At 46.0% G+C, this 13,691-nt stretch carries 11 protein-coding genes; 8 read left to right on the top strand and 3 right to left on the bottom strand.

What is annotated here, in order from left to right:
• The first annotated feature begins 2 nt into the window (after positions 1-2).
• The 4 genes from DFR60_RS07300 to DFR60_RS07285 all read left to right on the top strand — a co-directional run bounded on the left by DFR60_RS07300 (position 3) and on the right by DFR60_RS07285 (position 2,614).
• Positions 3-485, top strand: coding sequence for a GNAT family N-acetyltransferase (locus tag DFR60_RS07300; RefSeq protein ID WP_110322303.1), 483 nt, complete (start codon positions 3-5; stop codon positions 483-485).
• 241 nt (positions 486-726) lie between these two features.
• A complete protein-coding gene (locus DFR60_RS07295) occupies positions 727-1,149 on the top strand; it encodes a hypothetical protein (protein ID WP_110322302.1) in 423 nt (140 codons plus the stop codon).
• A 165-nt stretch (positions 1,150-1,314) separates the two neighbouring features.
• On the top strand, positions 1,315-2,352 hold the full coding sequence (locus DFR60_RS07290) for an acyltransferase (protein ID WP_110322301.1): 1,038 nt from the start codon (positions 1,315-1,317) through the stop codon (positions 2,350-2,352).
• An 82-nt stretch (positions 2,353-2,434) separates the two neighbouring features.
• Positions 2,435-2,614 (top strand): DUF6472 family protein, encoded by a 180-nt coding sequence (locus DFR60_RS07285; RefSeq protein WP_110322300.1) that lies wholly within the window; start codon positions 2,435-2,437, stop codon positions 2,612-2,614.
• Between the two features lie 246 nt (positions 2,615-2,860).
• Here DFR60_RS07285 and DFR60_RS07280 read toward each other — a convergent pair whose 3' ends face one another.
• Positions 2,861-5,131, bottom strand: coding sequence for a bifunctional diguanylate cyclase/phosphodiesterase (locus tag DFR60_RS07280; RefSeq protein ID WP_110322299.1), 2,271 nt, complete (start codon positions 5,129-5,131; stop codon positions 2,861-2,863).
• A 212-nt stretch (positions 5,132-5,343) separates the two neighbouring features.
• On the opposite strand from DFR60_RS07280, the gene DFR60_RS07275 reads away from it, so the two are divergent.
• The 4 genes from DFR60_RS07275 (at position 5,344) to DFR60_RS07260 (ending at position 10,399) form a co-directional block, all read left to right on the top strand.
• Complete coding sequence (locus DFR60_RS07275; RefSeq protein WP_110322298.1) at positions 5,344-6,825, top strand: GntR family transcriptional regulator; 1,482 nt, start codon at positions 5,344-5,346, stop codon at positions 6,823-6,825.
• Between the two features lie 106 nt (positions 6,826-6,931).
• Positions 6,932-7,921, top strand: coding sequence for an anti-sigma-I factor RsgI family protein (locus DFR60_RS07270; protein WP_110322297.1), 990 nt, complete (start codon positions 6,932-6,934; stop codon positions 7,919-7,921).
• 493 nt (positions 7,922-8,414) lie between these two features.
• Positions 8,415-8,990 (top strand): RNA polymerase sigma factor, encoded by a 576-nt coding sequence (locus DFR60_RS07265; protein ID WP_110322296.1) that lies wholly within the window; start codon positions 8,415-8,417, stop codon positions 8,988-8,990.
• Between the two features lie 5 nt (positions 8,991-8,995).
• Positions 8,996-10,399, top strand: a complete 1,404-nt coding sequence (locus DFR60_RS07260; RefSeq protein ID WP_110322295.1) for an anti-sigma-I factor RsgI family protein — start codon at positions 8,996-8,998, stop codon at positions 10,397-10,399.
• 80 nt (positions 10,400-10,479) lie between these two features.
• Here the strand turns inward: DFR60_RS07260 and DFR60_RS07255 are convergent, their stop codons facing one another.
• Both DFR60_RS07255 and DFR60_RS07250 read right to left on the bottom strand, forming a co-directional pair.
• Positions 10,480-11,199 carry a type I phosphoribosyltransferase gene (locus DFR60_RS07255; RefSeq protein ID WP_002602927.1) on the bottom strand — a complete coding sequence of 240 codons (720 nt, stop codon included), beginning with the start codon at positions 11,197-11,199 and terminating at the stop codon, positions 10,480-10,482.
• 82 nt (positions 11,200-11,281) lie between these two features.
• Positions 11,282-12,742 (bottom strand): nicotinate phosphoribosyltransferase, encoded by a 1,461-nt coding sequence (locus DFR60_RS07250; RefSeq protein WP_110322294.1) that lies wholly within the window; start codon positions 12,740-12,742, stop codon positions 11,282-11,284.
• Positions 12,743-13,691 lie beyond the last annotated feature (949 nt).

Genomic DNA, 13,691 nt, shown 5'->3' with positions numbered 1-13,691 from the left:
TCATGTATATCCATGTTGAGCCGGTAAATGACAAGAACCGTGAGGCGGTACTGGCTCTCAAAATTCACGAAACACAAAAGGGATTTGTGGAAAGTCCCGAACAATGCTTAAAGGAGGCAGCGGAAGAGAAATGCTGGCGTCCGGTAGGCATCTATGACGGAGAACAGCTGGTAGGCTTCTCCATGTACGGTTATTTCTGGCAGTATCTGCCATTAGGCCGTGTCTGGCTGGACCGGCTGCTGATCGACCGGGATTATCAGGGCCATGGCTATGGCCACATCGTACTCCCGATGATGATCGAGAAGCTGAGAAGCGAATACCACAGAAGGAAGATTTACTTAAGCGTAGTCGAAGAAAATCAGGGGGCAATCCACCTCTATGAGAAATTCGGATTCCGATTTAACGGAGAGACCGATGTCCATGGAGAGAAAGTGATGGTTTTGAAAGAAACGCTGAAAAGAAGCGCTGAAAGAAACGTGAATTAGTTGACAAAATTGTAAAAATATGATATATTATCTTTCAATAAAAGGGAGTAGCGAACCATCATCCGATGGATTTTAAATCGTCTTCTTGGTGTTTATATAAACACCCGTATAAAATGAAATGTGCAAGACTTTTATTGTGGCAGGAACTACCACGGTAAGAGTCTTTTTCTTTTCTTTATAAAGGAAGTTCCAGCCACGCACGAAAACTTTTAGTTGTCGTCAGACAGGAAGGAGAATCAGTATGGAAGAAGAGAGAAGAAAACAGGAAGTAGAAGAGGCGATTGCCGCCGCAAACCGGGTGCTCATGAATCTGAGGCAGGCCGAAACCGCGTTATCGAGCGCAGGCAGCTGGGGAATATGGGATATGCTGGGAGGCGGAATGTTTACTACCTGGATCAAGCACTCCAGGATCGATGATGCGAGAACGTCTCTGGAGGATGCCAGACGCAGCTTAAGAAGCCTGCGCAGGGAACTGATGGATATTGATATACCGGCAGATTTCAAAATCGATATTGGGGAATTCCTTAATTTTGCCGACTATTTCTTTGATGGAATGATCATAGACTGGATGGTCCAGTCAAAAATCAGGGAGGCGTCGGACAACGTGAGTGAAGCCATACGCCGTGTGGAGACGCTGCGGACCAGACTTCACGAAATGCTGTGAGCAGAGGCAATTCCCTAAACAGGCAATACATTTACAGGAGAGGAGGGCTGAGCCGGTTCACGGCCTGGCCCTCGCCGGATGCAGGAAACAATTTGATGAGGTCTTTTACGAAATTACTGTTTATGGTATACTAGGAGCACTTGATATTGAAATGGAGGAATCAGTTTGAAAGAACGCGAGATAAAATACGATTTTCTAAGGGCGGTGGCGGTGCTGGCCATCATTATGGTCCATGCCATACCGGCTGTCTCTGTTAATGATAAACAGTGGTGGTTTGCAGCAGTCATGCAGCCGCTTCTGCTCAGTTTTGTCGGAATATATTTTATGCTCAGCGGTCTGTTCCTTCTGGATTCGGCGACCGGAGATATCACGCAATTTTATAAGAAACGGGTAAAAGTCATCGTTATCCCGTTTTTCTTTTTCTCGGTCCTTTACTATCTGTTCTATGTCAGCCGCAGCCAGGAGGTCTTATCCTGGTGGGAGTATCCGGTGGAATTCCTGCGGGATTTTTTCAGTGGTACAGTGCCTATGGCGGACCATATGTGGTTTATGTATGTGATCATAGCGCTCTACCTCTGTACGCCATTTCTGGCCCGTATGATGAAGGCAATGAATGATAAGGAACTGAAATATTTTATTCTGCTCATCCTTGGAGTCCAGACACTGACCAACTATGCCGGCGGATTTGGCATCGGACTGGATCAGATTCTCGATTATATGGTGTTTAAAGGCTGGCTGATCTACTATGTCCTGGGATATGCGCTGAAGAGGCTGTTCAAACAGGAGGACTTTAAGTGGTTCGCCCTTGCAGGAATCGTAGGGCTGGCTCTGACACTGCTGCAAAAAAGGTTTACGCCTGGCTTTGTACCGGGAATTCACGATCTGGCGCCTACCATGATCGCCATGTCGGCGGCAGTGTTCTTGCTGTTTGAGTGTTACGGCAATTTAAAATGCAAGGCTGCCAGAACAGCTGCTGTCTGGATGAGCCGCCACAGCTATTCGGCCTATCTGGCCCACTATCTGATTTTAAAGGCCGCAGCCGAATTGCTGGTCGATCAAACCGTGGTGAGACATTTTTACGTTCCGCGCATTGTCTGTGCAACGCTGCTGACCGCGGTTCTGTCCTTTGCAGCCGCATGGATCTTGGACAGTACGGTGATTCGATGGCTGCAAAATTTAATTAAGACGGATCGTGGCAGATGAAGCAGGGGAAATGGACCAACGAAAATGAATCAATAGAGATGAATCAATAAAGATGAATTAATATAAAGGGGAGATGCACGAGATGTCAGGAAAGAACTGTGAAAGCTGTATGTATTATACATACGACGAGGACTACGAATGCTACGTATGTGAGATGGATTTGGACGAAGATGAGATGATCCGCTTTTTAAGGGGCGACAGCGGCGGCTGTTCTCATTATCAGTTTGCCGATGAATACAAAATCGTCCGAAAGCAGATGTAAGACATAAAAAAAGCCCCATAAAAGGGAGGAGCCGGTATCCTTCTGTAAGAATACCGGCGATTATGAAAAAAATTTTATCTGATGTAAGGCATAAGCATCTTTCTCTTATGTTATAAGTATATCCGGTAAATATGAAGATAGTTTGACCGGGATGTAAAAAGATTATGACCAGAATATGAACAGAACGCGCTTCATATTAATTTGATCCTAAGGGACAGGTAGTCCGATCAGAAAGCTGCGCTGCCGTCATATGTAACGCTCTTCAAATTCTGAAATGGGAATCGGTCTGGAAAAAATATACCCCTGTACCATGTCACATTTGATCATACGGAGGTATTCCACCATCTCATCTGTCTCAATTCCCTCTGCCACTGTGTGCACCTTTAATTTTTTAGACAGCTCGATGAGGCATGCAATCACATCTTTCGCCTTTTCACCAGCCATATTAACAAAGAAGGAGCGGTCCAGCTTGATTGTATCCACATCGAATTCCTTGAGCAGACCCAGCGAGGAGAATCCCGATCCAAAATCGTCCAGGGAACATAAAAATCCAAGCTGATGCATCTGGCGGATCATTTCCTTTACTACATTAATCTGGCGGTTGTCAAAGAAGATGGATTCCGTCAGCTCAAACTCGATCATTCCTGGCGGTATCTCGTATTCTTTTGCAATATCTGCAAATTTTTTCAAAAAATTATGTTCCAGGAAATGCTGGCGCGATAAATTAACGGAAACAGGGATCGGATTTTTTCCACTTGCGATCCAGGCGCGCAGCGTTTGGCAGACCTGTGTAAAAATATAGAAATCCAGGCTGCATATTTTTCCGTTCATCTCGAACAGAGGTATGAAATCCGAGGGATAGATCACACCCTTTTCCGGATGAATCCAGCGCACCAGCGCCTCGGCGCCTTCCGCCCGGTTAGTCTCCAGCCGGATCTTCGGCTGTAAATACACTTTAAAATCATGATTTTTGATGGAACTGTCAAATAAATCATTTAGTTCCTGTTCCATCTTCATGCGCTCGGTCAGGCTGTTGTCGTAAAAGGCGCATTTTTCCCTGTGTTCGGCAGTCTGACTCTGGCATGCCAGTCTGGCGCGGTCCTGCAGAAGCGTGATCTCCAGACTGGGGTCATCCACCACGCAGGCTCCCTGCCGAAACGTCATGTGGCAGGCGGGCAGATCCGTGCTGCGAAAGGCGTTGATTTCCCGGATCATCTCATCGAGACGGTTCTGAAGTTCCTTCGGTTCGTGTTCTTTCAGACACAGGAAGAAGTGATCTGATTCCACACGGGCGGCAAATTCATCGTCCGCAGGCCGGAGCTGGCGTTCCAGGACCTGGTATAAGTAGGCCAGAATCCGGTTTCCGGTCGGTATGCCCAGGCGTTCGTTGATGAGCTTAAAGCCATTGACATTTACCAGCAGGATGGAATACGTATCGGGAGTCATAGTTTTAGCCAGTTCCGTGTATTTCAGTTGAAATGCCGCATTGTTGGGACCTCCGGTAAGCGGGTCCACAAAGGCCAGACGTTCCAGCTGTTTCCTGTGAATGTGGTAGAAACGGTATACCGAAAACAGGAACAGGGAGAAGAGCAGTATGGTCAGTCCAATGATGACAAATGACTGCAAAATATAGCGCTCCGCTCCGCTGGACAGAAAATTCGCAGGTATGAGCGTCAGCAGAAACCAGTCATTCACACCGAGTGAATTGTAGGACAGGATCAGATTCTCCTTCGTAACCGCCGTAAATTTCAAGATCCCGTTTTGGTTGCTTTTCATGTTTTCCTGCATTCGGTGAATTTCATCTATGACCTTCTTATCCTTATTCTCCCTGAAAATATCATCCAGCCGCAGAAATGGCTTTAAGTCTGTGGGTGAAATTACCACCTGTCCAGTGCTGTTGATGATGCAGCTGAGCATCTCGCCGTCAAAGTTCTTAGTGGAAATCATGGCCTGCATATTCTCCTTGCTTCTCACACCGATGAGAACTTCGTCGATCTGGCCTTTCCTGGATATTGGGACCGAGTAAAAAATACTTTGTCCCCCTATGTAATTCGCCTTTACCTCCCCCTCAAAAGAGGCGAGGACGCCGTCAATCTGAAGGAAGTCTGCGGAAGCGATCCAGGGAGGAGCGGAGTCGCCGTCAGAGGAAATGATGGTGCCATCCCTGTGCAGCAGAATCAACGGGTCAAACTCCAGGATCTGTGCTTTTCTGTGTAAAAATTCCACCAGTTGTTCTTCCCCGGTACACTCCTCATCCAGATGGGAAGCCGTATCGGATATTGTGACGAGGCTCGTCATTTTATTGGTCAGGGCGTCGTGGATATCGCGGGCGGTCTGTACGGTTACGTCGTCTAAGTATTTTTGTGTGCTTTGATTTAAGGCTATGCGCAGATCTGCTGCATTTCCGATCAAAATTGTAAAAACCAGAAGAATCCCTACGGACAGGACTCCGATTTGCAGGCCTTTCCTGAAAAAGGGATTGTGAAAATCAGGTTTTTTCTGTTCTCGTATTTTCATCTATATTGTCTCCATTTATAAAGAACATTGTGATAGTTATACTCCGTTTTATTTTAATTTACCCTATTTGAGAAATCAATATAATATTTGTGTACGTTAGCATATAGTATAGAGAGAAAATGTGATATAATGAAGGTGTTTTTTTGAATTATGAGGAAGGCCAGGGAGAAGAAAAACGGTTCTGGGAAGAGGCATTTTGAAAGGTAGATAAGATGGAAGAGAAGAGGACACTATTTGAATATTTATATAAAAATCTCAGAGAGCAGATCATAACAGGATATTTAAAATATGGAGATCCGCTGCCATCCATGAGTCAGCTCTGCGAAAATTACCATGTGGGGATTAGGACGGTAAAGGATGTTCTGGCCGCGTTGAAAAAAGAGGGGCTTATCTATACCGAAGAGAGGCGGCCCTCAATCGTGGCGTATCAGCCGGACCGTGAGGTGCAGAAGGAACATGCCATAATATCCGTGCTGGAGCGGAGACATACGATTCTGGAGGTCTATAGGACGATGGAGCTGATTATGCCGCGGCTTTTCGCATTTTCCATGGTATCCTGCGGCGGGGAGAAGGTGAGCCTGAGCTTTCGGCAGCTAAAACAAAGCAGCAAAAAAGAGATTGCTGTCCGTTGGAAGGCTTCATCGGCGGCGCTGCATAATCTTTTGGATGCTTCGGACAACCTGTTGTTTCGGGATGTGTTTACGAGCCTTGAGATCTGCGCGAGGGTCCCGTTTTTCCTTGAATTCCGGAAGTCTCCGGCATTTTCGGCTTCATACAGGGCGTATAAGGATCCGCTGTGGATGCTGGAGGCGGTCAATACAGGTGATCCGAAGGAAGTGCGCCGGTGTTTTCAGACAATGTATCACGCGATCGCAGGCGATGTTAAACAGTATATGGAAGAACTGGCGGTTATGGTTCCATTTCCGGCGGAAGAGGGGAAAAGCTATTATTACTGGAGTCCGGAAAAGGGACGAGACCATTATTACATGCAGATTACCCGTGATTTGATTGATAAGATTGGAGTGGGCACCTACCGGGAAGGGACGTTTCTGCCTTCTGAGGCTGCACTGGCCGAAGAGTACAAAGTCTCTGTCTCTACGATCAGGAAAGCGGTGGCCATGCTGAACAAATGTGGATTCTGCCATACATACAACGTCAAGGGAACACAGGTGACGCTGTTCAATGACGATGCAACCGTGCAGTGCATGAAGGACAAGGTTTTTAAAAATGACACGCTGCTTTATTTGAGCGGGCTTCAGTTTATGGCTGTCGCGGTCTGGCCTGCTGCCATGCTAACTGCTGAATCGATGAAAGGGGAAGCCAGGGGCCTGCTGGAAAAAATAGAGCAGCCAGGAGCGGTTCCACTCGATCTGATTATGCATTCCATGACGGAGCACCTTTCTCTGAGACCATTTCAGGTGATATTACAGGAGGTGAGCGGGCTGCTACACTGGGGATATTACTATAGTTTTTACAGCGATGGTTCCACACAATCCAATGAACTGAACCGGCGGTGCCGGAAGGCAATGGATTGTCTGCTTGAGGGGCAGGCAGAGGCATTTGCCCGTCAGCTTTCGCTTTGCTACTGCCATGTGCTGGAGGTGGTCCGGGAGCACATGGTTCAGTGCGGACTTTATGAAACGAAAAATCTGGTCACGCCAAACCCGGAAGATTGGGAAGAGACTGGGGAATAAAAAATATTTAAAAAGTTTTTCATATGGCTGCGATAAAATGTAAGTCTGCTCCGTTGTAAGGATGAAAAGGAAGAAAAAACCAGCTTTACACGAAAGGAGTAAGGACATGAAGAAAAATTTTATGGCGGCCATAGCGGCAGCGGCAACGGTAACTTTAGGAGGATTGGGGCTTTATCTGGGGGCTCCCAGCCAGTATCTGGCATTTGATATTAACCCGAGCATCGAATTGAATGCGAACAGGCTGAATCAGGTCGTTTCTTTAAAGGGAACGAACGAAGACGGAAAAAAACTGTTACAGGGGTATCGCATGGAGGACAGGAACCTCGATTACGTCCTGGAAGACGTGGTCGATCTGCTGGACCAGGCGGGATATTTTACCAACAAGGACAAAAATGATATTCTGCTGACCGTAAAGTCCGGTTCGGCCTCAGAAACCACGGTTAAAAATGTGAACCACCATCTTGCAGACTATCTGGAGGAATGTCAGATCGAAGGCCGTGTTCTGGATCAGCATGTAAGCCTGACGAAGGAATTAAAGAAGCTGGCGGAGGAACACCACATATCCGCCGGACGTATGGCCCTGATTGAAAAGATTCTGGCAAAGGATGACAGTGTGACGGCCAATCAGCTGGCGAATATGCGGATCAGCGATCTGGTGGCTTACGCAAAGGATGAGGGAATCTCTCTGGATGCTCTGGAAGATAAGCTTGACCACGCCAATGACTGGTACCGAAGCGATAGGCTTGAACGGCTGGAGGATGAGCTGGATCGGATGGCGGAGAGTGAGGCGGCAGGCGGGAAGTATGATGATCGTTACGATGAAGATGATGATCGTTACGATGAAGATGATCATTACGATGAAGATGATCGTTACGATGATGATGATCGTTACGATGACGATGATCGTTACGATGACGATGATCGTTACGATGATGATGGTCGTGAAGAAGACGATGATCGTTACGATGATGATGATCGTTACGATGATGATGATCGTGAAGATGACGATGATCGTGATGATGACGATGATCATGAAGATGACGATGATCGTGATGACGACCATGACCAACATGAAGACACTGGCCGTGAAGGTTGATGACGACCATGATAATGACCAATATGATAACGCTGGCCGTAAAGGTTGATGGCAATCACTATGAAGACGCTGGCCGTAAAGGTTGATGGCAATCACTATGAAAACGCTGGCCGTGAAGGTTGATGGCAATCACTATGAAAACGCTGGCCGTAAAGGCTGATGGCAATCAATATGATAATGCTGGCCGTAAAGGCTGATGGCAATCAATATGAAGACGCTGGCCGTAAAGGCTGAAAGCGACCAATATGATGACGATGACTATTAAGACTTATGACGACCATTATAATAGCGAAGCTGCCATGATAAAGAAACCGCTGTTACCTTCGTGAAAGGTGATATAGATCGAAGGCAGCAACGGCCTCAAAAATAAATAGTGACACAATTTTGATCAGAAAAGTCTGATAAAGGGAGCGCGGGAATAGCCTAAGAATAGCAGATGGCTGATATAGTATTCCATGATTGCAATACTGGTGTGCGGTGAGGAGAAGTGAGTATGATATTTTTCATGGTAGTGGGAGGGGAGCCGGAGACACACATACAACGGCTTATTATAGATGAAAATCTGATCGTGCGGATTGGGCAGGATGACCGGTCCGCGCTTGAGGAATTCTATACCCTGACGGAGCGTGTACTGTACAGTTACGTCCTGGCGATCGTTAAAAATCCGTATGATACTCAGGATGTTGTACAGGACACCTATTTAAAAGTACGGGCATCCGCGCATCTGTATCAGAAACAGGGGAAGCCGATGGCGTGGCTTTTTACGATCGCCCGAAATCTCGCCATGGACTTATTCAGGCGGAATTCCCGCTTTTTATCAGAAGAAGCATTTGAGATGGAAGACACGATGGAATATTCTTATGTGACAGAAATCACAGACAGACTGGTTTTAGAGACAGCCATGAATATTTTAACAGAGCGGGAGCGGCAGATTCTTTTGCTTCACCTGGTGGGGGGAATCCGACATAGAGAGATTGCTGCAAATCTGGGGCTTCCGCTGTCCACGGTCTTGTCCTGCTACCAGCGGACGCTAAAAAAATTGAGACGATATCTGGAAGGAAAGGAGTAAGGGCGATGAGTAAAAAAATGGAGACACCACAAATCAAAAAATCGCTGAACCGGGCAGTAGACCAGCTTCCTCAGCCTTCCCTGCAAAAAATAATGGATACACCAGTGGTAAAAATGAAACAGATGGACACCGCCACCAGGCAGGAGCCATTGAAAAACAGCTGGTTCCACAAATTGTGCAGTCCGGCACAGGTGCGGCATGTGGCAGCTGTATGTGGCTGCCTGCTATTCTTTTTTGCAGCGGGTATCGGCGGCGTATACTCCTATGAAAACATACTGGTAGACAGTATTGTAGACATGGACGTGAATCCAAGCTTTGAATTGAAAATAAATAAAAAAGACAGAGTCCTTTCCTTTACCCCCCTGAACGAGGACGCAGCTCAGGCGGCAGAAGGACATACGTACAAGGATTGGAACGTTGAAGATGCGGTTAAGGATTTATACCGGATTATGGAAGAAAAAGAGTATCTGACAGATGATCGGAGAACTGTTTTAATTTCAGTAGAAAATAGGAATCCGAACCGTGTAAGCCAGCTCCAGAGCCAGTTAAGCGACTGTATCAGAAAAACAGCCGAGGAGAGTAAAAAAACGGTCCGTATAGTGACACAGGAAAAGAAAAAGGATCAGGCATTGAATCAGACAGCCCAAAATTATCACATTTCCAGTGGTAAACTACAGTTTATCCGTATGATGACAGCGGCTTATCCGGATCTCGATGAAAAAACTTTGTCAAAGATGTCCATGGAAGAACTTTACCGCATTATCTTTGATCGTGAAAAGGAAAAACCGGCATGGCTCCAGATGGACGAGGAAGACTGGAATGAGTATAAAGAAGAAATGAGAAAAGAGAAATACGGCGATCGAGATTCTGATGATGGAGATACAGATGATCATGATTCGGACGATAATGATTTGACCGATAAAGATTCGGATGACCATGATTCAGACGATGGGGATTTGGCCGATAAAGACTCGGATGACCATGATTCAGACGATGGGGATTTGACCGATAAAGATTCGGATGACCATGATTCAGACGATGAGGATTTGGCTGATAAAGACTCGGATGACCATGATTCAGATGATAAGAGTCCGGCTGATCAACATTCGGATGACCATGATTCAGATAATAAAGATTCACGCAATAAGAATAAGAACACCCGAGATACAGATGATAAGGATTCCGACGACAAAGATTCGGATGCCCGGGCTTCCGTTGATAAGAATTCAGCAGGTAAAGATTCCGACCACGGGGATTCGGCCAATAGGAATTCCGACGACAAAGATTCGGAAGACCGAAAATCAAATGATTGGGACTCGGACGACGATGATTCCAAATCGAAAGATGATGAAGACAGCGACGATGACGATGAACACCAAAATTATGAAGATGAACGCGATGACGATTAAGAATTCACTCCATAAACACCCCGGGCCACGGCAGATATTCCTGCCGTGGCCCGGGGCTATTTTAACTCATTTCACTTCAATTAATCCAGTTTTGTATAACCGTAGCTGTTTACAATCGCATCCAGCTTGATTCCGTTCTTACAATCCGGACAGTTCTCCGGCTCGGAGAGACGGAAGTCGGGAAGATCGGAAGAATCGAATACCGCATTAACCGGATATCCGTCGATCTCATTGACTGCGGCGAAGATAACGGAGATGCCCTCCAGAATGCCGCCGTAGGATTCGATGCAGCGAATGCTCTTTAAAATAGTACGGCCGGACATCGCGGTAGCGAGAACGACTAATACGTGTTTATCCTTCAGCATATGCTTGATGTTGTCACGAACGACCATCTGTCCGGCGGAATCGAATTCCGGAGTCACGATATAAGTAGTCTTGTGGATATTCGTGGTGGTAACGCCGAGCTCGGATAATTCCTTTGCTACATAGGCGCCGATTACCTCACAGCCATCCATACAGATGATGGTATCGATTGGAGTCTTGGAAGCAAACGCTTTGGAATAATGCTTGAGCTCTTCCGCTCCTACGCCGATCAGCCCTGATAAATCAACACGGTTTACGTATCTCTTCACCATGGATTTGGCAACCTGCTCAGCTTCCTCCTGACGCATCTTCAATGTGGTCATGTCAATGTAGTAGTTAATGTGAAAACGGTCGGATGAAAAATGTCCTTTTGTTACTTTTAAAGCCAGCTTATCATTGTCTCTGGCGCGAATTTTGGTTTCCTGCCCCATACTCATAAAAAACAACCTCCTTTGTCATATTACTTCTATTATAACCGATGTCAACCACAGAAACTATAACAAAGGTTAACTTTTTTCGTTATTCTGAAAAATGATAGCTGTCCAGAAGCTGATTTTTCATGTGCCACAGCTCATTGGAGAGGTCTACATGCACCTCGTGAGGGTTCACAAGACGGCGGGATTCATCCCAGAGCGTATCCAGTTCTTTCTTGCAGTACGCCTGAATGTCCATGACTGCGGGGGATTCGTAAACGCATTTTCCATCTTTAAATACCGGAACCATCAGATCACGGAGATGATAGGTGTTGGGAGCCAGGTGTGTCTTTTTCCAGGTCTCGATGGGATCGAAGAGCAGCAGTGAATTATTTTCATCATATTTCTCGCCTTCCAGGCAGATCAAATCGGCAATGATTTTTCCGGTTTCCCTGCTGTAAATACGCTTGATGCATTTATTGCCCGGGTTGGTAATCTTCTCGGCATTTTCGGATAACTTGATCTTCGGCACAAATTTTCCGCTCTTCTTATCTAAAATGGCTGCCAGCTTATATACACCGCCGAAGGACGGGCAGTCCTTGGAGGTAATCAGATTCGTGCCGACTCCCCAGGAGTTGATAGCAGCGCCCTGAATCTTTAAGCTATTGATAAGAGACTCGTCCAGATCGTTGGAGGCGGAAATAACTGCGTCTGGGAATCCGGCATCATCCAGCATTTTTTTCGCTTTCTTCGATAAATAGGCCAGATCGCCGCTGTCAAGACGAATTCCATAGAAGGTCAGCGGGATTTTCGCCTCCTTCATTTCCTGAAATACCTTGATGGCGTTAGGAACACCAGATTTCAGCGTGTCGTAGGTGTCCACCAGCAGGATGCAGGCGGAAGGATACAGCCTGGCATAGGTGCGGAATGCGGTCAGCTCATCCGGAAAACTCATGATCCAGCTGTGGGCGTGAGTTCCCTTGACCGGAACGCCAAACATCTTGCCGCACAGAACGTTGGAGGTCCCGATACAGCCTGCAATCATGGCCGCCCTTGCGCCGTAGATACCTGCATCCGGCCCCTGAGCCCGGCGAAGTCCGAATTCCATGACACCGTCGCCGCCGGCCGCATATACGACGCGCGCGGCTTTTGTGGCGATCAGGCTTTGATGATTGATGATGTTTAACAGCGCTGTCTCAACGAGCTGCGCTTCCATAATAGGAGCAATCACTTTTACCAGCGGTTCACGCGGGAAGACGACAGTGCCTTCCGGTATGGCGTAAATGTCGCCTGAGAATTTAAAGTGGCGTAAATACTCCAGAAAGTCTTCGCCGAACAGTCCCGTGGAACGCAGATAATCCACATCGTCCTCTTCGAAATGAAGATCTTTGATATATTCAATTACCTGCTCCAGACCGGCACAGATCGCATAACCGTTGCCGCCCGGATTTGTGCGGTAAAATGCGTCGAAGATTACGGTCTCATTGGCATCCTTTTCTTTAAAATAGCCCTGCATCATGGTTAACTCGTATAGATCCGTTAATAAGGTTAAATTGCGCTGGCTCATATGTGTTCTCCTTCTGAACGTTTAATGTGGGGGGCGGAGCAATTGGGACCGTAAGGCCCGGGGACTCTGTCCTTTTTGGACATTATACCATAACTTTACAAAAACGCAACGTGATTGATAAAAAAATAACAATCTTTAATATCAGAATAATGGAGAAGAATAAGCATAACAAATGGAGTAAGACAAATAAATTAATAAATATTTCGAATAATTATATACAATTAGACAATTACGAAATAATTTATTAATTTTTTCTAAAGAGTCTTGCAAAATGGGGAGAGATACTATATAATAAAGCTATCAAAAGAAAGAGATACAAGATATAGAAAATCCTCCCGGGAACAGGAAGCGGGAAGGATAAAAAATAGAAAGAAAAGGAGGTAGATTCCACCGAAAACATAAGTCTCGTCTGATTTCCAATTAGGAAGCAGACAATAGGAAAAACCATTCGGCCACAGTGAAAAGCCATTCCTTCTATGATGAATAAATGCGAAAGCATGGATGAAGTAGCAGGAAAAAATCTATATATCTTTTACATATGCCTATATTTCGTTATAAACTGCAAAGGAAAATTCATCGTATGAGTCGTATGACGAGAAAGTATGATTCGTCCGAACAAAGGTTTCCACATATGTAGCTTACTAACATATAGAAGAATGAAAATGACGATGCAGAGATAAACCAGATGATAGATGAGGCCCGGTAATGGAGTGGCGAAGGTAAAAAATTTCATATAGAGCATCCAGGTACACAAGTATCAGTGACAAAACAAAAAGTGAGGGTAAAGTCCAATGGATGAAGTAGTCTAGGAACGGGTATCGAAGTTCATGTGAATGAGTCGGTACCCGTTTCTATTTGCGTGCAGACGGCTGCCGCAGTGGGACTGCGCTGTTATGAAAAAAAGATTGAGGAAAAATATGAAAAACGCTTGACAGAATTAACTGTAACT

The sequence above is a fragment of the Hungatella effluvii genome, from assembly GCF_003201875.1.
Lineage (GTDB): Bacteria > Bacillota > Clostridia > Lachnospirales > Lachnospiraceae > Hungatella > Hungatella effluvii.
The sequence above is the reverse complement of the archived record's forward strand: the minus strand, read 5'-3'. Positions and strand labels throughout refer to the sequence as shown.

What these genes read in the sequence shown, in the direction of transcription:
- DFR60_RS07300 (WP_110322303.1), top strand. Translation starts at nt 3, where the DNA reads ATGTATATCCATGTTGAGCCGGTAAATGACAAGAACCGTGAGGCGGTA.
- DFR60_RS07295 (WP_110322302.1), top strand. Translation starts at nt 727, where the DNA reads ATGGAAGAAGAGAGAAGAAAACAGGAAGTAGAAGAGGCGATTGCCGCC.
- DFR60_RS07285 (WP_110322300.1), top strand. Translation starts at nt 2,435, where the DNA reads ATGTCAGGAAAGAACTGTGAAAGCTGTATGTATTATACATACGACGAG.
- DFR60_RS07280 (WP_110322299.1), bottom strand. Translation starts at nt 5,131, where the DNA reads ATGAAAATACGAGAACAGAAAAAACCTGATTTTCACAATCCCTTTTTC.
- DFR60_RS07275 (WP_110322298.1), top strand. Translation starts at nt 5,344, where the DNA reads ATGGAAGAGAAGAGGACACTATTTGAATATTTATATAAAAATCTCAGA.
- DFR60_RS07270 (WP_110322297.1), top strand. Translation starts at nt 6,932, where the DNA reads ATGAAGAAAAATTTTATGGCGGCCATAGCGGCAGCGGCAACGGTAACT.
- DFR60_RS07265 (WP_110322296.1), top strand. Translation starts at nt 8,415, where the DNA reads ATGATATTTTTCATGGTAGTGGGAGGGGAGCCGGAGACACACATACAA.
- DFR60_RS07260 (WP_110322295.1), top strand. Translation starts at nt 8,996, where the DNA reads ATGAGTAAAAAAATGGAGACACCACAAATCAAAAAATCGCTGAACCGG.
- DFR60_RS07255 (WP_002602927.1), bottom strand. Translation starts at nt 11,199, where the DNA reads ATGAGTATGGGGCAGGAAACCAAAATTCGCGCCAGAGACAATGATAAG.
- DFR60_RS07250 (WP_110322294.1), bottom strand. Translation starts at nt 12,742, where the DNA reads ATGAGCCAGCGCAATTTAACCTTATTAACGGATCTATACGAGTTAACC.